At 60.1% G+C, this 17623-nt stretch carries 21 protein-coding genes; 17 read left to right on the top strand and 4 right to left on the bottom strand.

What is annotated here, in order from left to right; genetic code table 11:
* The 4 genes from AB4048_RS24980 to AB4048_RS24995 all read left to right on the top strand — a co-directional run.
* On the top strand, nt 1-648 hold a 648-nt coding region (locus tag AB4048_RS24980), incomplete at its 5' end, for an IS66 family transposase (RefSeq protein ID WP_442204688.1).
* A gap of 192 nt (nt 649-840) precedes the next feature.
* Nucleotides 841-1134, top strand: coding sequence for a type II toxin-antitoxin system Phd/YefM family antitoxin (locus AB4048_RS24985; RefSeq protein ID WP_442204689.1), 294 nt, complete (start codon nt 841-843; stop codon nt 1132-1134).
* Nucleotides 1131-1508: a type II toxin-antitoxin system VapC family toxin gene (locus tag AB4048_RS24990; RefSeq protein ID WP_442204690.1), complete on the top strand. Its 378-nt coding sequence runs from the start codon at nt 1131-1133 to the stop codon at nt 1506-1508. Before AB4048_RS24985 ends, AB4048_RS24990 begins: the two co-directional genes overlap by 4 nt.
* A 254-nt stretch (nt 1509-1762) precedes the next feature.
* Nucleotides 1763-2908 (top strand): tyrosine-type recombinase/integrase, encoded by a 1146-nt coding sequence (locus AB4048_RS24995; protein WP_442204691.1) that lies wholly within the window; start codon nt 1763-1765, stop codon nt 2906-2908.
* A gap of 133 nt (nt 2909-3041) precedes the next feature.
* Here the strand turns inward: AB4048_RS24995 and repC are convergent, their stop codons facing one another.
* The 3 genes from repC to repA all read right to left on the bottom strand — a co-directional run bounded on the left by repC (nt 3042) and on the right by repA (nt 6633).
* Nucleotides 3042-4268, bottom strand: a complete 1227-nt coding sequence (repC, locus tag AB4048_RS25000; RefSeq protein ID WP_442204692.1) for a plasmid replication protein RepC — start codon at nt 4266-4268, stop codon at nt 3042-3044.
* A 212-nt stretch (nt 4269-4480) separates the two neighbouring features.
* Nucleotides 4481-5461, bottom strand: coding sequence for a plasmid partitioning protein RepB (repB, locus tag AB4048_RS25005; protein ID WP_442204693.1), 981 nt, complete (start codon nt 5459-5461; stop codon nt 4481-4483).
* Nucleotides 5458-6633, bottom strand: a complete 1176-nt coding sequence (repA, locus tag AB4048_RS25010; protein WP_442204694.1) for a plasmid partitioning protein RepA — start codon at nt 6631-6633, stop codon at nt 5458-5460. Before repA ends, repB begins: the two co-directional genes overlap by 4 nt.
* Before the next feature lie 474 nt (nt 6634-7107).
* Between repA and trbB the strand changes: the two genes are divergently transcribed.
* Genes trbB through AB4048_RS25070 form a run of 12 tightly spaced genes read left to right on the top strand, consistent with a single transcriptional unit; the run spans nt 7108 to nt 16976 of the window.
* The gene (gene trbB, locus AB4048_RS25015) at nt 7108-8073 is read left to right on the top strand and encodes a P-type conjugative transfer ATPase TrbB (protein ID WP_442204695.1); all 966 of its coding nucleotides are present in this window, start codon (nt 7108-7110) and stop codon (nt 8071-8073) included.
* Nucleotides 8063-8455: a TrbC/VirB2 family protein gene (locus tag AB4048_RS25020; protein WP_442204696.1), complete on the top strand. Its 393-nt coding sequence runs from the start codon at nt 8063-8065 to the stop codon at nt 8453-8455. Before trbB ends, AB4048_RS25020 begins: the two co-directional genes overlap by 11 nt.
* Entirely contained in the window at nt 8448-8747 is a 300-nt protein-coding gene (locus tag AB4048_RS25025) for a conjugal transfer protein TrbD (protein ID WP_442204697.1), read from the top strand. Before AB4048_RS25020 ends, AB4048_RS25025 begins: the two co-directional genes overlap by 8 nt.
* A 10-nt stretch (nt 8748-8757) precedes the next feature.
* The gene (locus AB4048_RS25030; protein WP_442204698.1) at nt 8758-11193 is read left to right on the top strand and encodes a conjugal transfer protein TrbE; all 2436 of its coding nucleotides are present in this window, start codon (nt 8758-8760) and stop codon (nt 11191-11193) included.
* Nucleotides 11186-11995, top strand: a complete 810-nt coding sequence (gene trbJ, locus AB4048_RS25035) for a P-type conjugative transfer protein TrbJ (RefSeq protein WP_442204699.1) — start codon at nt 11186-11188, stop codon at nt 11993-11995. The genes AB4048_RS25030 and trbJ overlap by 8 nt, the downstream gene beginning before the upstream one ends.
* Nucleotides 11992-12195: an entry exclusion protein TrbK gene (gene trbK, locus AB4048_RS25040; RefSeq protein ID WP_057470572.1), complete on the top strand. Its 204-nt coding sequence runs from the start codon at nt 11992-11994 to the stop codon at nt 12193-12195. Before trbJ ends, trbK begins: the two co-directional genes overlap by 4 nt.
* Complete coding sequence (trbL, locus tag AB4048_RS25045) at nt 12189-13370, top strand: P-type conjugative transfer protein TrbL (RefSeq protein ID WP_442204700.1); 1182 nt, start codon at nt 12189-12191, stop codon at nt 13368-13370. The genes trbK and trbL overlap by 7 nt, the downstream gene beginning before the upstream one ends.
* A gap of 21 nt (nt 13371-13391) precedes the next feature.
* Complete coding sequence (locus tag AB4048_RS25050) at nt 13392-14054, top strand: conjugal transfer protein TrbF (RefSeq protein ID WP_024316926.1); 663 nt, start codon at nt 13392-13394, stop codon at nt 14052-14054.
* 15 nt (nt 14055-14069) lie between these two features.
* Nucleotides 14070-14900, top strand: a complete 831-nt coding sequence (gene trbG / locus AB4048_RS25055; protein ID WP_442204701.1) for a P-type conjugative transfer protein TrbG — start codon at nt 14070-14072, stop codon at nt 14898-14900.
* Between the two features lie 2 nt (nt 14901-14902).
* A complete protein-coding gene (trbH, locus tag AB4048_RS25060; RefSeq protein WP_442204702.1) occupies nt 14903-15349 on the top strand; it encodes a conjugal transfer protein TrbH in 447 nt (148 codons plus the stop codon).
* Nucleotides 15350-15364: 15 nt separating this feature from the next.
* Entirely contained in the window at nt 15365-16663 is a 1299-nt protein-coding gene (gene trbI / locus AB4048_RS25065) for an IncP-type conjugal transfer protein TrbI (RefSeq protein ID WP_442204703.1), read from the top strand.
* Between the two features lie 43 nt (nt 16664-16706).
* The gene (locus AB4048_RS25070; protein WP_442204704.1) at nt 16707-16976 is read left to right on the top strand and encodes a hypothetical protein; all 270 of its coding nucleotides are present in this window, start codon (nt 16707-16709) and stop codon (nt 16974-16976) included.
* Here the strand turns inward: AB4048_RS25070 and AB4048_RS25075 are convergent, their stop codons facing one another.
* A complete protein-coding gene (locus AB4048_RS25075; RefSeq protein WP_442204705.1) occupies nt 16977-17255 on the bottom strand; it encodes a hypothetical protein in 279 nt (92 codons plus the stop codon). It lies immediately after the preceding gene.
* 121 nt (nt 17256-17376) lie between these two features.
* On the opposite strand from AB4048_RS25075, the gene AB4048_RS25080 reads away from it, so the two are divergent.
* A complete protein-coding gene (locus tag AB4048_RS25080) occupies nt 17377-17589 on the top strand; it encodes a hypothetical protein (RefSeq protein WP_442204706.1) in 213 nt (70 codons plus the stop codon).
* Nucleotides 17590-17623: the final 34 nt, after the last annotated feature.

The raw sequence follows: 17623 nt of genomic DNA on the forward strand, positions 1-17623 counted from the left end.
CACGAACGACGTTGCCGTCGCCCATGCAAGACTCGCTTCCGGCTGGCGGACTGCGCCTTTACCGGGAGGGGGTCGAACCCTCTGGATGACTTCGAAAGGTTTCAGGTTCTACATTCCATTCTCCTTTCCAGGGCTTGCCCTGACGCAAGTTGGGTGCATGCCGAGCGCCTTCTGCAAAAGCTGATGCCGGCCACCACGAAAGAAGAGCGATCGCTCACGATGGCTCGCGATCTGGTCTGGCGGTTTTACAAGGCGCTAAAAGCTTACAAGCAGAATCCTTCCCCGCAGTCCGCTCCCGCGTTTCGACTACGGTTCGACAGGATCTTTACCCTGCGCACTGGTTATGAGGAACTCGACAAGTTGCTTGAGCGGCTGCATCGGAGGAAAAACGAGCTGCTGAAAGTCCTCGATCATCCCGGTATCCCGCTGCACACCAACGCATCGGAGAATGCGCTGCGGACGTTCGTGACCAAGCGAAAGATCTCCGGCGGCACGATGAGCCGAAATGGTCGCGTTGCAGGCGATACCATGCTCGTCATGATAGAAGCTGATGAGCGATGCAATTGCCTGACAAACTGGCACTGCCACCGAATCTGCCCCACGTACCCCGCCCCACGTACGGATATTTCACAACTTCCGCATCGTTAACCATATGAATTAACGAAAGAGATTTCAGTATCGGAAGTCTAATAGCCCCTAGCTTCCGTCGCCCCCTTGATCCCCTGATTTTAGTTATCACTTACGATAAGTACCGCTTATCGGAAGTGACACGTACAGCACCGTTGTACGCGTCCTTCTGCCGTGTTATAAGCGTCGTGAAAGTCAATCGTGGAGAGTGCAATGCCCCAGGTCAGCTACAAGATCAGTGAGGCGCGGAAAAATTTCGCAAAAGTGCTGGAACGCGCCAGCCACGGCGAGGAAATCCTGATCATGCGCGGCAACGAGATTTATGCGCGCATCGGTCCGGCCGAAGCGTCCGGCAAGCGCCCGTTCGGGCTGCTGCGCCAGCACGCCCTCCCCGAGGACCTGTTCGACGATCACGACGCCGAACAGGCCGCCATCGACGCCGGCGACTGGAACGACGATGTCGGCGTCTGGGCGGGCGGGCCGGCCGACCGAAAGACCAAGGCATGAAGCTGCTGCTCGATAGTCATGCCGTCTACTGGTGGACGATCGGCAGCGACCGGCTGTCGGGGAGGGCGCGATCGCTGATCGAGGACAAGGCCAACACCGTCCTGGTCAGCGCCGTCTCCTTCTATGAGCTGGACAACAAGATGCGGCTGAACAAGCTTGACCTCAAGCCGCAGGAATTGCGGGCAGCGGTTGCCGGCAGCGGCCTGCAAACACTTGATATCAGCGACGTGCATGCGGAACTGGCGGCCAGCTTCGACTGGGAGCACCGCGACCCCTGGGATCGCATTCTCGCGGCGCAGGCGCGGCTGGAGCATTGCGCGTTCGTCTCGACCGACGTCGTGTTCGATGCCGTCTTGCATGAGCGGGTCTGGTGAGGCGCCGATGAGAGTGTTCGTCGAGATTGCCGAGGCGGCGGAACGGCTCGAAGAATTGATAGAGCTGGCGGCCCGCGGTGATGACATCCTTTGATCTGCCGCCAGGGGAGGCCGATCGCGACCCTGACCTATATCGCGACAAAGGAAGGCACGATGGACGAGTTCGTGAGACTGGCAGCGGAAGGTCGTGCCAACGTACCGGTCGGGACCACCTCCAACCACGACGATTTCTATGACGAGAATGGTCTGCAGACATGAGGGACTTGTCCTCAAAGTCGCTAGAAAAGCGCGCCACCGAACTCGACGCCATCGCCGCCGTGCTGCCGCTCGAGCGCCGCGACGAGCTCGCGGAACTGCTGAGCGATCAGGACGTCGAAACGCTGCGGCATCTTGTCAACCAGGGCATGGGGGCGAATACGCTCAGGGCGCTTGCCTCTGATCTTGCCTACCTGCAGGCCTGGGCGCTCGCCGCCACCGGCCACCCCCTGCCCTGGCCGGCACCGGAAGCGCTGCTGTTGAAGTTCGTTGCCCATCACCTCTGGGATCCGGACCGTCGTCAGACGGATCGCGATCATGGCATGCCGGCCGCCGTCGAGCAGAGCCTGCGCGAACAGCGCTTTCTCAAGGTGAGCGGACCGCATGCGCCCGATACCGTGCGCCGGCGGTTGGCCACCTGGTCGACGCTGACGAAATGGCGCGGCCTCGAGGGTCACTTCACCTCCCCTGCCCTCAGATCCGCCATCCGGCTGGCGGTGCGTGCCACGCCCCGGCCGAGAAAGCGCAAGAGTGCGAAAGCTGTCACCGGCGACGTGCTGGCAAAGCTGTTGGCGACCTGCAAGAGCGACAACCTTCGAGATCGGCGCGACCGGGCTTTGCTGATGGTCGCCTTCGCCTCCGGCGGCCGCCGCCGCAGCGAGGTCGCCGGGCTTCGCGTCGAGCAGCTTACCCGCGAGCCGCCGATCGCCAGCGAGAACGGTTCTCCCCTCCCCTCGCTTGCCATCCACCTCGGCCGCACCAAGACCAGCGGCGCCGATCAGGATGAGGTCGTTTACCTCACCGGCCGGCCGGTCGTGGCGCTGAACGTCTGGCTGGCGACGGCCAAAATCGACAGCGGAGCCATGTTTAGAAAGATCGATCGCTGGGGCAACCTGTCCCCTCGCGGTCTCGATCCAAAAGCGGTCAACGACATCGTCAAGCAGCGAGCGAAAATGGCCGGCCTGGATCCGGACGAGTTTTCGGCGCACGGGTTGCGGTCCGGTTATCTCACCGAGGCGGCCGATCGCGGCATCCCGCTTCCCGAAGCGATGGAACAGTCGCGGCATCGCTCCGTGCAGCAGGCGTCCAGCTACTACAACAGTGCGCTGCGTCGAAGCGGTCGAGCCTCTCGGCTGCTGTCGTGATACGCGTCGCGGGACGGGACGACACACGGCATGCGCGGTCTGTCTTTTTTGCGTTCGCCACCCGCTACCGATGACTCAGAGGCAATCCTCCTCGCAATCTTGGGCACGCGGCGATGCTCGCGTTAGCATAGCATCAGCCGTTTGCCGGTCGAGAGGTCTGAGCTTGCATGGATCCGCTTCGCATCAGCGCCATCAGCATCGGCCCCAGTGAGAATTCGCCGCGCTCGGCTTTTCGCGTCAGGTCGCGCAGGTAGCCGCCGGCCGAGTTGATGTGCCCAGCCCTTTCGAGGATGCAGGCAATGGCCGCCGCCGCATTCTCCGGGCCCATCGCCTCGCATGCCGCCTGATACGCCGACGGGCTGACCCCCAGCATCGAGCGGACAACGACTGCGGCCGACATCAGATCGCGCCAATTGCCGATCGCTCCCCCAGGCCCGTACATAGCGATGTCAGGGCAAGCCTGCAGCACCAGCCCAAGCGGAAACGACTTTATCGGTTCGCTTGTCACCCGGCCGGCCGGGTTCGGCTTTGCCCCCTGCTCTTGTTCAGAGCGAGGTTCAAGTTCATCGGTGGAATCGGTATTTGAATTCTGTATGTGGTGCCCACTGTGGTTATCATTGCTGTCTGTTTTTTCGGAATTCGTGAAAACTTCCAGCGAGTTGACGATCTCATCACGCAGCATCTCCATTTCCTCGGCGATATCCGCCAAAGTCTCCGGCGATGGATTGCGAGGAATCCGCGTTGCGAGCGCGATGAATTGGTTCTCAATCGCGTCCCAATTTCCCGGAGCGCCCTCCTCGATCGCTGCCGAGATCAGCTTGCGCACGTCGCGCCTGGCGATCGTGAGCCGCTCGCGGGCCAGCTTATGCTCGCGTCGCTGGGCCGCTACGTCCTGCGCCAGCTGTGCCAGTTCGGCCGCGCGTGCCACCAACGGGGCGAGCGAAAAGCCGAAGGCGTCCTCGATCTCCCCTCCCCTATCCTTGCGGGCATAGCGCTTGCCGTTCGGGCTGTCTTTGCGAATGATAAGCCCCGCCTCGACGAGCGCCGCCAAGTGTCGCCTGAGCGTCGTGCCGGCGATCCCATGGGCGCGGATCGTCAGCTGGGCATTGGACGGAAACACGACGAGGCCGTTCTCCGCGGACAGCTCCTGCTGCGGATAGAAACTCAACAACGCGTTGAGCACGGCAATCGCCCGATCGGCGACGCCGAGCTTCTCCCGCGCTTCGCAGGCGTCACGAAAGACCTTCCACTTGTCGATTGAACCGGCAGGCTTTGCCTCTGCCGTCTGCAGCTGGCGTTTCACCAGCGCAAGCGTCATTGGCCGCGCCCCAAAGGGCGTCGTCACATGTCCCGTCTGCATTTTCCTTCACCTTTCAAAAGGCAAAAGAAATCCGCCCACCAAAACGGCGCCAAAAACTCTTGACTGTGATTCGGGGAAATGCGATTCTCGGTCTGCTAGAACTCTGAGAAGGGCTTCCACGACGGAAACGTTTGGGGGCCTTTTTCTTTTGCTCGGTTACTCTCCCGTTGTGTTGCATTCAAAACCTTGGCAGCTGCCAAGGTTTTTTGGTTTCAGCGTTTCGCCGAGAACCTCTCAATTAGGCGCGGCAGTTCGTCGTGCAGAAAGCGCGCGAACGCTTCGCCATCGCTGTTTTCGGCTACTACCCGTATCTCCGTCTTCGACACCACGAGCCTGCCAAGCGGCCGGCCGCTGACGTCCTGCAGCGCTTGCGGGCGGCCCCTGGGCGTGGCTGGCGTCTTGAGGCTTTCCACCGCCAACCCGAAGCGATCATCGGAACTCGCGGACGAAACCTTGGCAGCTGCCAAGGTTTTTCGCACAGTGGCGATAGCCGAGCGTTCGTTCAGGCCCTTGGCGAAGGCGATCCATCGCGGCCGTCCGACTTTGGGAGCGCGCCCGATCGCTTCGATGATCTCTGTCGGGACGCTGCGCGTCACCAGGCGCATCTTCGCCATTTCAGTGTCGTCGATCGATAGAGCCGCCTTTATATCGCGCGCCTTGACGTCGGCGCCCTCCATCCGAAAGGCAAAGAGGGCACGCTCGATCCAGGTCAGATCCTGGCGCTGGCCGTTTTCGATGCCCTGCGCCTTGACGAGATCCCGATCGTCCATCTCGCGCACCAGCGCCCTGACCAGGAGGCCAAGCTCGCGTGCCGCACGCAAGCGGCGATGACCATAGACCATCTGGAAACGGCCTGGCTCGGTCGGGTGCGGTCGAACCTGAACCGGAACCTGTTGCCCCTCCGTGGCAATCGTTTCCTTGAAGTCCTCAAACGAGGACGAGTCGGCGGCGTCGCGAAGCCGGTCAGGGTAGGGGGAGGGATCGACCAGCGTGGGATCAAGCTCGATCACCCCGCCGCCATCTCTCAGCATCCGCTCTGCGAGCTCGCCGCGCTCCTGTATGGTCCGCAGACCGGCGGCGACCTTGGCGAGATGCGGAGATGATGTGCGCATCGCAGCTGGCGCTTCCGTCTGCACGGTCGCGGGCGTCGAGAAGACGTTGGCGAAGAGTCCCTTGGAATCTTTGCGGCTCATTCGCGCCCCCATGCATCCCAGAAAAGGCGCTCCAGCTCGGCGTTCGCCGCATTGATGGATTCGATTGCCCGATCATAGGTTTTTGGCGCGGAGAAGCGCGACCGGTTGACTTCGTAGAGGCTTTGTTTCCATGTCAGCGCGTCGGCGACCGCGGTGCTCTTGATGACCGACGACAGCAGAAGGTCCTGGCCGAACACCTGGCGCATCAATGCCGCCATGTTTGCCTGCGGGTGATCGTTCGGTTCGAACTTGGTAATCAGGAATTTTGCGAAATCCCAGTGCGCCGCGGTGCCAAATTCTTCGAGGACCTGCATGTAGGACGCCGCAAGGTCGAGAAACTTCCCGGTGGAATCGACGTCGAGCATATGGGCAGGGACCGGGATCACCACGCCGGTTGCCGCCGTCAGTGAGGACAGCGTCAGGAAGTTGAGCGACGGTGCCGAGTCGAGCAGAATAAAATCATAGTCGTCGGCGACCTGGTCCAGCGCGTGGGCAACGCGAAGCAGGAAGCTCGTGCCGCCGGCGTGCCGCATCTGCAGCGCGACGGCCGTTTCGAACTCGGTCAGTTCGAGGCCAGCGCAAACGACATCGAAGCCGACGACATGCGTCTGGTGGATGATCGAGCGCGTCGGAACTGGATCGTCGAAGCGGATCGCAGAATAGAGCGTGTCGCCGGTCCTATGATCAAAGTCGGGGAGATTGCCATGCAATGCGGTCAGGGACGCCTGGGGATCGAGATCAACCGCGAGCACGCGGTAGCCGCGCAGCGCGAGATAGTGGCCGAGATGGATGGTTGTCGACGTCTTACTGGATCCGCCCTTGAAGTTGGTGATCGCGATCACCTGGCAGCGCTCGTCTCCGGCGCGGCGTGGGTTCATCCACTTCTTCCGGCCGTTTGCGGCAAGCGCCATACGCAGCTCAAGGACTTGCTCCAGCGTATAAAGACGACGGCCGCCGACAATCTCAGGAGAGGGGCTTTCGTCCTTTAGTGCGACTTGGCGGATGTATGCCTCGGTGACGTCGAGCAATTGCGCAACCTCGGTCGACGAGAACTTGCGCATGGTGCGCCGCGAATCCGGTGGAAACTGAGCCATGCTCAGGTTGTTCAACGCCAGCTCCAGCTTGCTGGAGAAAGTCTCCATAAAGGAGAGACTGCTGAGATGACGGTTCATGAATTCAATTCTCCGGCGGTTTACGTCCCGCCATTTAGCCGCCCTCGTGGTTAAGGTTTCGCTAACGGCGACCTAACTACTCGAAAAACCGATACTTCGGATTTTTTTCGCAACAAACGCATACTTCGATTCGGGTGATTCCACCAAATGTGTGCCCGGGTTTCGCCCCGACCTGACCGGACGGACAGGCTTGTGCAAAGGAGAGGCAGGTTAACGCGAAACGCTCATTTCGGAAGCCACCGAAACTAATCCATAGATTCCAGCGATTTATCGGTCATACTCTGCAATCTCCCTGCACAACTTTCCTGTGAGTCATAATCTGCTCCGGTAGCGGAACCTCGCTGGTAAACCACCGAATCGAAGCGACCCTGACGGAATCAGCCGCGACTCGCGAGGTGCAAATTTGCACATGGACTTCGCGCGGCCACCGGGGTCTGTCTCCTCCTGCACTCAAACGAGGAGACGAGCTTCCCCATGCTTCAGTCGCACTCTCGCCTTATCCGCAAACTCCAGGACGCACTCGGCGAGCACCTTTGTATTGCCCTTGAAGATCCGACGGTCGTCGAGATCATGCTCAATCCAGATGGCAAGCTTTTCATCGAGCGCCTGGGTCACGGCGTCGCGCCAGCTGGCGAAATGGAGGCGACCGCCGCCGAGACTGTTATCGGATCGGTAGCCCACGCTCTCCAGTCCGAAGCCGATAGAGAACGACCAATCATCTCCGGCGAGCTGCCGATTGGCGGCCACCGCTTCGAAGGTCTCCTGCCTCCCGTCGTCAACTCGCCAACTTTTACGATCCGCCGGCGCGCTTCGCGGCTCATTCCGCTCGATGACTACTTGACCGCAAAGATCATGACCGAAGCGCAGGCTTCGATCATCCGCAGCGCCATCACCAGCCGGCTGAACATCGTGATCGCCGGCGGCACGGGTTCCGGCAAGACGACGCTCGCGAACGCGGTCATCGCAGAAATCGTTTCCGCGGTGCCAGGAGACCGGATGGTAATCCTCGAGGATACGTCCGAAATCCAATGCGCAGCGGAAAATGCCGTCTGCCTCCACACGAGCGACGCGGTTGACATGGCCCGACTTCTCAAGAGCACGATGCGCCTGCGTCCCGACCGCATCATCGTTGGCGAGGTGCGCGACGGCGCCGCACTGACCCTCCTGAAAGCCTGGAACACAGGACACCCCGGAGGCGTCACAACGATCCATTCCAATTCCGCCATGTCGGCGCTTAGGCGCCTCGAGCAACTGACGTCGGAAGCCAGCCCGCAGCCGATGCAAGCCGTAATCGGTGAAGCGGTAGATCTTGTCATCTCGATCGAGCGCGCCGGGCGGGGCCGCCGAGTGAGGGAGGTGCTCCATGTCGAGGGGTTCAACGGCTCGCGCTACCAGACAGAACACTATCCGCAGATCGATGAGGACAGTCATGCTGCATAATCGCTTTCTCCGTTTGGGAACTATCGGCGCACTGATTTGCGTCTCGCTTGCCGGGCCTGCACTCGCGGGTTCAGGCGGAAGCCTGCCTTGGGAAGGCCCGCTCGAGCAGATCCAGCAGTCAATCACCGGACCGGTCGCCGGCTACATTGCACTGGCGGCCGTCGCGATTGCCGGCGGCATGCTGATCTTCGGCGGCGAGCTCAACGATTTCGCGCGGCGATTGGTGTACGTGGTGCTGGTCGCAGGGATCCTGCTTGGCGCGACGACGATTGTCGGCCTCTTCGGCTCGACCGGCGCCTCGATCGGTGGTTCGTTTGTCGCCGAGCAAACCGTGGTCCCAAATGCAAATCGGGTCCGGGGAGGGGAGGGGCGTCATGGCTGACGCCGGCGCCGGGCTTCATCGCAACCGGATCCACCGCGCTTTGTCGCGGCCGAACCTCTTGATGGGGGCGGATCGCGAGCTCGTGTTGCTGACCGGGCTCGCCGCGATCATTCTCATCTTCGTCGTGTTGACCGTCTATTCGGCCCTGTTCGGCATCGCGATATGGATCGTGGTCGTCGGCGCGCTCCGCATGATGGCGAAATCCGACCCCATGATGCGCAAAGTCTACGCGCGCCATATGCGCTATCGGGCGCATTACCTTCCTACCTCCGCGCCCTGGCGCCGATACTGAGGATCTCGCGATGGTCGCCTTACGCACATTTCGATCGACAGGTCCATCATTCGCTGACCTGGTTCCCTATGCGGGCCTTGTCGATAACGGGATCCTTCTGCTGAAGGACGGTAGTCTGATGGCCGGGTGGTACTTTGCCGGTCCGGATTCCGAAAGCGCTACAGATTTCGAGCGCAACGAGCTTTCCCGCCAGATCAACTCGATCCTCTCGCGACTGGGTACGGGCTGGATGATCCAGGTTGAGGCCGTGCGGGTGCCGACGACGGAATACCCGTCTGCTGAACGCAGCTATTTTCCGGATACTGTCACGATGCTGATCGATGACGAGCGTCGGCGGCATTTTGGACAGGAGCGAGGGCACTTCGAAAGCCGGCACGCGCTTATTTTGACCTATCGACCACCCGAGCGACGCCGATCGGGCCTGACCCGATACATTTACTCGGATACCGAAAGCCGCACGGCGAAATATGCCGATACCGCTCTTGATGCGTTTCGCCGCTCAATCCGGGAGATTGAGCAATATCTCGGCAATGTTCTCTCGGTGCAGCGCATGCAAACGCGAGAGGTTTCCGAACGGGATGGTGCTCGCGTTGCACGCTACGACGAGCTTTTCCAGTTCATTCGGTTTGCCATCACCGGCGAGAACCATCCCGTCCGCCTGCCTGAAATTCCCATGTACTTGGACTGGCTCGCGACGGCGGAGCTGGAACATGGACTGACGCCGCGGGTCGAGGGCCGGTTTCTCGGCGTGATCGCGATCGATGGGCTTCCCGCCGAGAGTTGGCCTGGGATTTTGAATAGCCTCAACCTCATGCCGCTGACTTATCGCTGGTCGTCGCGTTTCATCTTCCTCGATGCGGAGGAGGCCAAGCAGCGTCTCGAGCGCACGCGCAAGAAGTGGCAACAGAAGGTCAGGCCGTTTTTCGACCAGCTGTTTCAGACGCAATCCCGGTCGGTCGATCAGGATGCGATGGCCATGGTCGCCGAGACTGAGGATGCGATTGCCGAAGCCTCATCTCAATTGGTGGCCTACGGCTATTATACTCCTGTTATCATTCTCTTTGACCAAAGCCGCTCGGCGCTGCAGGAGAAGACGGAAGCGGTTCGTCGCCTCATCCAGGCGGAAGGCTTCGGAGCCCGCATCGAGACGCTGAATGCGACAGATGCTTTTCTCGGTAGCCTGCCGGGCAATTGGTACTGCAACATCCGCGAACCGCTGATCAACACCCGCAATCTGGCTGACCTTGTTCCGCTGAACTCTGTCTGGTCAGGGCAGCCCGCCGCCCCATGCCCGTTTTATCCGCCCGAGGCGCCACCGCTCATGCAGGTTGCATCCGGCTCCACGCCCTTCCGACTGAACCTGCATGTCGACGATGTCGGCCATACCTTGATTTTCGGGCCAACCGGCTCCGGCAAGTCGACTCTCCTCGCGCTGATCGCCGCGCAATTTTGCCGATACGAGAAGGCGCAAGTCTTTGCCTTCGACAAAGGCAACTCAATGCTGCCGCTGACACTCGGCGTCGGCGGTGACCACTATGAGATTGGTGGCGAGAGCGGGGAGGGGGCCAGTCTTGCCTTCTGCCCATTGTCAGAGCTTTCGACTGACGCCGATCGGGTCTGGGCATCCGAATGGATCGAGACCCTCATTTCGCTTCAGGGCGTGACGGTTGCACCAGACCATCGAAACGCGATGTCGAGGCAGATTGGATTGATGGCGTCTGCGCCGGGCCGTTCGCTGTCGGATTTCGTCAGTGGCGTCCAGATGCGCGAGATCAAAGATGCCCTCCATCACTACACGGTCGATGGTCCGATGGGTCAGCTCCTCGATGCGGAAGAGGATGGCCTGACGCTTGGGCGCTTCCAGTGCTTCGAAATCGAGCAGCTGATGAATATGGGCGAGCGCTATCTCGTGCCCGTCCTGACCTATCTCTTTCGACGGATTGAGAAGCGACTCGATGGCTCGCCAAGCCTCATCGTTCTGGACGAGGCATGGCTGATGCTCGGCCATCCTGTGTTCCGCGACAAGATCAGGGAATGGCTCAAGGTGCTGCGCAAGGCGAACTGCGCCGTCATCCTCGCGACGCAGTCAATCTCTGACGCTGAGCGCTCGGGGATCATCGACGTCCTGAAGGAATCTTGCCCGACCAAAATTTGCCTTCCGAATGGTGCCGCCCGGGAAACCGGCAGCCGCGAATTCTACGAGCGGATCGGCTTCAACGAGCGGCAGATTGAGATTGTCGCGAACGCCATCCCGAAACGCGAATACTACGTGACGTCGCCCGACGGCCGCAGGCTCTTCGACATGTCGCTGGGTCCGGTCACACTTTCCTTCGTCGGCGCTTCTGGCAAGGCCGATCTAGCCCGCATCAGGGCGCTCTCGTCGACCCACGGCCACGAATGGCCGGGTCAGTGGCTCATCGAAAGGGGGATCAACCGCTATGAGTGAAGCATACCAGTTTTTGAGGCTCAGCAAATCGTTGGTGACGGGGTTGGTCGCCGCTGGCCTTGCCGCAACGCCCAGTGTTTCCTACGCAGGAGGCGCGATTACCGGCGCGACCGAGATGACGCAGATGCTCAACAATGGCGAGCTTATCCATCTTGTTGGTCAGTCGACTGAACAGATCAATAATCAGATCAAACAAATCACGCAGCTTGCCGAGCAGATCCAAAACCAGCTCAATATCTATCAGAACATGCTGCAGAATACGGCCCAGCTTCCGAACCATATCTGGGGCCAGGTCGAAGGTGACCTGAACCAGCTGCGCGATATCGTCAATCAGGGTCAGGGCATCGCCTTCTCCATGGGCAATGCCGACGATCTTCTGAAGCAACGCTTCAAAAGCTACTCGGACTTGAAGACAAACCTGCCGAACGCCGAGAGCTTTTCGTCCACCTATCAGACGTGGTCGAACACGAACCGTGACACGATTTCCAGCACGCTCAAGACCGCAAGCCTCACCGCCGATCAGTTCGACAGCGAAGAAGATACGATGGGCAAGCTGCGATCAATGTCGCAATCGGCGGATGGCCAGATGAAGGCGCTGCAGGTCGGCCACCAAATCGCCGCTCAGCAGGTCGCCCAGATGCAGAAACTCCGCGGCATTGTCTCCCAGCAGACCACGATGATGGGGACGTGGCTGCAAAGCGAACAAACGGACAAGGATCTCGCACAGGCGCGTCGGGAGAAATTCTTCAATGCCGACATCCAATTCATTCCCTCCGGACAGAAAATGGAGCCTCGCTGGTGACCCGCCCCGCATTGATCGCCTCTGTTTGCATCGGGATCGCAGGAATTGCTGCGATCGCCACTGTCGTTCTGATCCGTGGAGAGAGCTTCGCTGCGCCGCAGATGAGTGAAGAACAACGAGCAACACGCGAGAAGTTCTTTGGCACGGGCAAGGCGCTCCCACCGATCGAAAAGGGTCAGGAGATGCGCCCGAGATGGTGAAGCGCGGTCGCAGAAGCACCATCCTGGTTGCGGGTATCGCCTTTCTCGCGATGGCGGTGCCGGCTCTCGCCCAGCAAGGCCAAGTTCTGACGGAATTGGAAAATCAGGTCTCGGCTGCCGCCAAGGGGTGGGAAACCACCGTTATGGATGCGGCTAAATCACTGTTCTGGATCCTCGCGGGCATCGAGGTCGGCATAGCTGCCGTATGGCTCGCGATCCAGGCAGCATCGCTGGACAGCTGGTTTGCCGAGCTCGTCCGGCGCATCATGTTCATCGGTTTTTTCGCGTTCGTACTCACACAGGGTCCGAATTTCGCCAAGGCGGTCGTGGACAGCCTGTTTCAGATCGGCGCCGGTGGCGGCTCTGCATCTCCGGCCGAAGTCTTCGACGCCGGCATTCGTGTTGCGTCTCAGATGTCGGAACAGGCGAAGTTCGGCGTCTTTGAGGACAATGCCCTGGCGATCGCCGCCGTGCTTGCTATGGGTATTGTCGTCATCTGCTTCTCACTCGTTGCGGCAATCTTCGTCTCGGTCATGGTCGAGATGTATGTCGGCCTGCTGGCAGGCATGATCATGCTCGGGCTCGGAGGCTCCTCCTTAACCAAAGACTTTGCGATCCGCTATCTCGTTTATGCCTTCGGCGTAGGGATGAAGCTGATGGCCTTGGTTATGATCGCCAAGATCGGCTCAAACGTCCTGCTTGGGCTCGCGCAGGCTCCGACAGCCGAAAGCGACCAGTTTATTACCACACTCGCGATTGCTGGTATCTCCGTTGTCGTCTTCATCATCGCGATGTACGTCCCGAACATCATCCAGGGCGTCGTGCAAGGGGCTTCGGTCTCCGGCGGGATGGAGACAATTCGCCAAGGTGGACAGGCGGCTTCGTTCGCGGCGGGCGGCGCTTTCCTCGGCGCTGGCGCCGTTGGAGCCGGCTTTGCCGCCGCACAATCAGCTCGAGCCGGTGGGTCCTCGGCTGCAGGTTCTGTACTCAGGGGCATGGGCGCAAGTTTCAGCTCCGGTGCCATGGCTGCCGGATCCGCCGCCAGGGAGAAGGCAATCGGATCACCCGGCGCTTATGCCGGCTCCCTTCTTGGCCTGGCCAACGCGAAGCTCGATCAGGCACGGGGCAATCCGTCAACTCCGACGCCCCCTCCGGAAAGACCGGACAAACCATAATTCACGGACAGGATCACTCACATGGCAGGGCATCCCGCACCTGAGAACCCGTACCTTGCCGCGAGGCAGGAATGGTCAGAACGTTACGGCTCCTACGTCAAGGCAGCCTCCGCCTGGAGGGCCGTTGGCATCTTGAGCCTGGGAATGGCTGTGATCGGCTTCGGCTACGCGCTTTACCTCAGCACGCAAGTCAAGCTCGTCCCTTACATCGTCGAGGTTGATAAGCTCGGGAACACGGTTTCCGGCGGCTTCCCGCAGCAGATCGAGTATGCGGACACGCGGGTCGTTCGCGCGACGCTCGGGAACTTCGTGACCAGCTTCCGTTCGATCACACCAGATGCGGTGGTCCAGAAGCAATATATCGACCGCACCTATGCCCTCCTGCGGACGAGCGATCCCTCGACCCAAAAGGTCAATGCATGGTTCCGCGGCAACTCGCCGTTCGAAAAGGCGGTCAACGCGACTGTCGCGATCGAGGTGAACAACATCGTCGCGCTTTCGAACCAGACCTATCAGATCGACTGGACCGAGTACGAGCGCGATCGGAAAGGCAAGGAGGTCGCGACCCGACGCTTCCGGGGCATCGCGACCGTGTCGATCACATCACCACAGGACGAAGCAACAATCCGGCTCAATCCGATCGGCGTTTATGTGACCGATTTCGACTGGACCGCGCAACTTTAAGGGCAGGGATCTGCAATGAGGATCAAACACAAACGCGTCGCTCTTCGCTGCATGCTGGCGCTTGCCGTATCGACCGGGGTTTCATCGACGGCGATCGCGCAAAGCCTGACGGGCAATGAGGTCAAAGGGACGAACCTCTCCGGCAAATGGCGAGGGCAGGCCGGACTGGTCACACGCGGACCGGACGGCAAGGTGATCTTCCTCTTTGGTGAGTTGCAGCCCTCCGTCGTCTGCTCACCCTTGCAGGTGTGCGACATCGAGCTGCAGGGTGGCGAAATTGTCCGCGATGTCCTCGTCGGCGATACGGTACGCTGGAAGGTAGAGCCGGCAACGTCTGGCGCCGCCGGTGGACAGGCGATCCACCTGATCGTCAAGCCGTCCGAGCCGGGGCTCGTCACTTCCATGGTGGTGACGACCTCACGCCGCACCTACCATATCCAGCTGAAATCGCATCCCACGCAATACATGGCCCGTGTCGGGTTCGAGTATCCCGAAGATGCCGCCACGAAGCTCTCCGACATCAATGCCCGCATCCAGGCCATGACTGGGCCGGAGGGCGGTGTCGCTCCCGAACAGCTCGCCTTCTCCTATGCCTTGAGTGGAAGCGCTCCATGGCGGCCGAAGCGGGTCTATTCCGATGGGCAGAAGACCTACATTCAGTTCCCTCGCGCGATCTCCGGTCAGGACGCGCCGGTTCTCTTCGTCGTCTCGGGTGGCCAGAACCGCATTGTCAATTACCGGATGAAGAACGACATGATGATCGTCGACTACAATATCGACAAGGCGATCCTGATTTCCGGGGTCGGCTGGAAACAGCAGAAGATAACGATCCGGCGGGGAGGGTGATCATGCAGCTTTATCGCCTCATTCCGATTGTCCTCGCCCTCAGCTTAGCTGGATGCCAGACGGCAACCGACGCACTGTCCACCAGCGCTGCACCCGCCGACGTCACCGGCCGCGCTGCGGGCGCTATCGCCGGCGACATGGCAGGACGGTTCGCCGAGCAAGCCGGATCGACGACCGCTCCCATCAAACTGCACAAGGACACTTCTGAATTCTCCGTCGCGCTCGAAGCTGCTTTGAAAGGATGGGGCTTTGCCATCGTCAGCGATGACAAGAGCGCAAGCGTGAAGGATGCGCCCAAGCCGGTCGAGTTGGCCTACTCGATCGCTGCCGTAGACGGACAAGTGCTGGCGCGCCTTTCGACTGACACGATGGAGCTCGGCCGAGCCTACTCGGTCAGCAATGGCGTGGCGACGCCGGCAAGCCCCCTTTCCCTCATGAAGCGAAACTGACAGGCGGAGACGATCATGGTCCAATCGCTGCAACTGGGAACCTCAAATCAGTCTGCTGGCGAGAAAGGGATGAAGCGCCTGAATCGCGTGCCCCTGTTCTTCGGCATCGGGATCCTGGTTCTGTTCCTCGCCGTTCTCGTTTACGGCCTCTCCTCACGTGGGCTGAGGTTTGGGCAGCACGACCCGAACGAGAGCGGTTCTGGCACGCCGGCTTCGACCTTCGCCGATCAGCTGAAGCGGGGTGTCAAAGACGGAATTATCGGTGACCGGGAGGAACAGCAGCCGGTGTTTCAACCAACCCCGGTCCCACAGCAGCAGGAAGCCGCCCGCCCGGTCGAGGCAGAACCGAAGGTCGAACCACGCGAGCCACGCAGGTCTCGCATGGAATCGGATGAGGAGTGGAACGCCAGGATGCTTCGCGAACAGCGGGAACAGATCTTTCGTGAACAGCAGCGCCAACGCATGGCAAGCCTACAGGCGAGGGGGGCGGCACTCGACTCGCCGCTGAAGGTCGACATCACCGATGTCGCCGCACAAGCGCCAGCCGCTGCTTCTGCCGGACCGCGTCAATCGAACACCGCGCCAAGCGGCGAGCAAGATCTCTATGCCGCAGCGTTGAGAGCCGGCGCGGCAGGTCAGGTCGATCAGAACGGACAATCGTCTAAGGAAGATTTCTTCAACGCTGATATCAAGGATCTCGGCTACCTACCCAATCAGGTCGTGCCTCAGCAGTCACGCTACGAACTCAAACGGGGATCCGTGATCTCCGCGACACTGATCACCGGGATCAATTCCGACTTGCCGGGCCGCATCACGGCGCAAGTCAGCCAGAACGTCTATGACAGCGCGACCGGCCACTACACGCTCGTGCCACAGGGCACGAAACTTCTTGGTCGTTACGACAGCAAGGTCTCATTCGGCCAAAACCGCGTCCTTGTCGTCTGGACCGACATCATCTTCCCTGATGGCTCGACCCTGCAGATCGGCGGTATGGCCGGGACCGACTCGGAGGGTTATGGCGGTTTCAGCGACAAGGTCGACAACCACTATGTCAGGACCTTTGGTTCGGCCGCGCTCGTCGCGCTGATCGGGACAGGGATCGACATGTCGATGCCTCAGAGTTCAACTCTTGCCACGCAGGACACGGCCTCAGACGCCGCGCGCCGGAATTTTGCCGAAATTTTTGGACGAGTCGCGGAACAGACCATCTCAAAAAGTATCAATGTCCAGCCAACGATCAAGATCAGGCCAGGTTACAGGTTCAATGTGCTCGTAGATCAGGACATCATTTTTCCGGGCAGCTACGGAGGTTAAAGTCCGACACCTGACCGGACTCAACAGAATAAGGAGATAGTCGATGGTCGACAGGATGTCAGAGCGTGCGAAAGACGATCTCGACCGTGTAATACTACAGCTCTACGCTATCGCACCCGAGGTTGATAAGCTTGCCACTGACTGTGCGAATGCATTGCAGTCAAACGTTGATGCCGACGGCGGCTACATCTCAAAGCCGACCATGAAGGCCTTTACGGATATTCGAGAGGCGATTGCGCACCTCTATGCTGCAGGACGCGTAGCCATGGAGGAGCGAGACCGCTTTTTCGGAAGGCCGATGATAGCGCGGTAGTTACAGTTGCGCGCCAGCTGGTGGTTTCCCAAGCGCACCGCAAGCCTTTCCAGCCAAGATAGTTTTGGCTTCGTCAGTCAAAATCAAAGTCGGGGTTCCGTTAAACACGACCTCGCGAACAAGGTCTTTCTGCTCCAGCGTTTCGATAGTCCTGGTCGCGACCCGGCGGTCGCCGATAAGCCAAACTCGACCCGCACGTCTTTGACGCCTAAATTTCGCAACCGCAGCCAAGGCGTCAAGCGAGGTCTTCGTGATGGATATGGCTTCAGGTTTCATCATGCCGATCCGAGTTTGCTATGTGTTCACTTAGGGGTCAGCCTGATTACCTTCAAGGTGGTTGCCGTTCCGTGTGAAGCTCCCGGATGCTAGACCAGTAAGCAACGAATCGCGGGGGAAGAGTATGCCGTTTTACAGAGTGACCTCTCACAGCTTGCTCATCGAAGCTGACAATCCCGCAGAGGCCGCGATGAACGCTTACCGGATGTTTGAAGATCGAACGCCCACCGACTTTGAGGTTGTCGGTCCAGATACGGAGGTCAACGAGATTCATCTGACCTCTGAGCAACAAGAACAGGCAATCACAATCGCCTTCGCCAAGCGATCCGCGTCTTAAGTGTTCAGCTCCCACGGCTGTAAGGCAAATGCCA

The organism is Rhizobium sp. RAF56 (assembly GCF_052113965.1).
Taxonomy (GTDB): Bacteria; Pseudomonadota; Alphaproteobacteria; order Rhizobiales; family Rhizobiaceae; genus Rhizobium.

Bases quoted from the DNA above. Each gene is read 5' to 3' on its own strand.
- repC (WP_442204692.1), bottom strand. From the start codon at position 4,268: ATGCAGACGGGACATGTGACGACGCCCTTTGGGGCGCGGCCAATGACG.
- AB4048_RS25025 (WP_442204697.1), top strand. From the start codon at position 8,448: ATGGCTGACGCCGGCGCCGGGCTTCATCGCAACCGGATCCACCGCGCT.
- AB4048_RS25050 (WP_024316926.1), top strand. From the start codon at position 13,392: ATGGCAGGGCATCCCGCACCTGAGAACCCGTACCTTGCCGCGAGGCAG.
- trbJ (WP_442204699.1), top strand. From the start codon at position 11,186: ATGAGTGAAGCATACCAGTTTTTGAGGCTCAGCAAATCGTTGGTGACG.
- AB4048_RS25075 (WP_442204705.1), bottom strand. From the start codon at position 17,255: ATGATGAAACCTGAAGCCATATCCATCACGAAGACCTCGCTTGACGCC.
- repB (WP_442204693.1), bottom strand. From the start codon at position 5,461: ATGAGCCGCAAAGATTCCAAGGGACTCTTCGCCAACGTCTTCTCGACG.
- trbI (WP_442204703.1), top strand. From the start codon at position 15,365: ATGGTCCAATCGCTGCAACTGGGAACCTCAAATCAGTCTGCTGGCGAG.
- trbB (WP_442204695.1), top strand. From the start codon at position 7,108: ATGCTTCAGTCGCACTCTCGCCTTATCCGCAAACTCCAGGACGCACTC.
- AB4048_RS25080 (WP_442204706.1), top strand. From the start codon at position 17,377: ATGCCGTTTTACAGAGTGACCTCTCACAGCTTGCTCATCGAAGCTGAC.
- trbH (WP_442204702.1), top strand. From the start codon at position 14,903: ATGCAGCTTTATCGCCTCATTCCGATTGTCCTCGCCCTCAGCTTAGCT.
- AB4048_RS25030 (WP_442204698.1), top strand. From the start codon at position 8,758: ATGGTCGCCTTACGCACATTTCGATCGACAGGTCCATCATTCGCTGAC.
- AB4048_RS25070 (WP_442204704.1), top strand. From the start codon at position 16,707: ATGGTCGACAGGATGTCAGAGCGTGCGAAAGACGATCTCGACCGTGTA.
- AB4048_RS24990 (WP_442204690.1), top strand. From the start codon at position 1,131: ATGAAGCTGCTGCTCGATAGTCATGCCGTCTACTGGTGGACGATCGGC.
- AB4048_RS24985 (WP_442204689.1), top strand. From the start codon at position 841: ATGCCCCAGGTCAGCTACAAGATCAGTGAGGCGCGGAAAAATTTCGCA.
- AB4048_RS25020 (WP_442204696.1), top strand. From the start codon at position 8,063: ATGCTGCATAATCGCTTTCTCCGTTTGGGAACTATCGGCGCACTGATT.
- repA (WP_442204694.1), bottom strand. From the start codon at position 6,633: ATGAACCGTCATCTCAGCAGTCTCTCCTTTATGGAGACTTTCTCCAGC.
- AB4048_RS24995 (WP_442204691.1), top strand. From the start codon at position 1,763: ATGAGGGACTTGTCCTCAAAGTCGCTAGAAAAGCGCGCCACCGAACTC.
- trbG (WP_442204701.1), top strand. From the start codon at position 14,070: ATGAGGATCAAACACAAACGCGTCGCTCTTCGCTGCATGCTGGCGCTT.
- trbL (WP_442204700.1), top strand. From the start codon at position 12,189: ATGGTGAAGCGCGGTCGCAGAAGCACCATCCTGGTTGCGGGTATCGCC.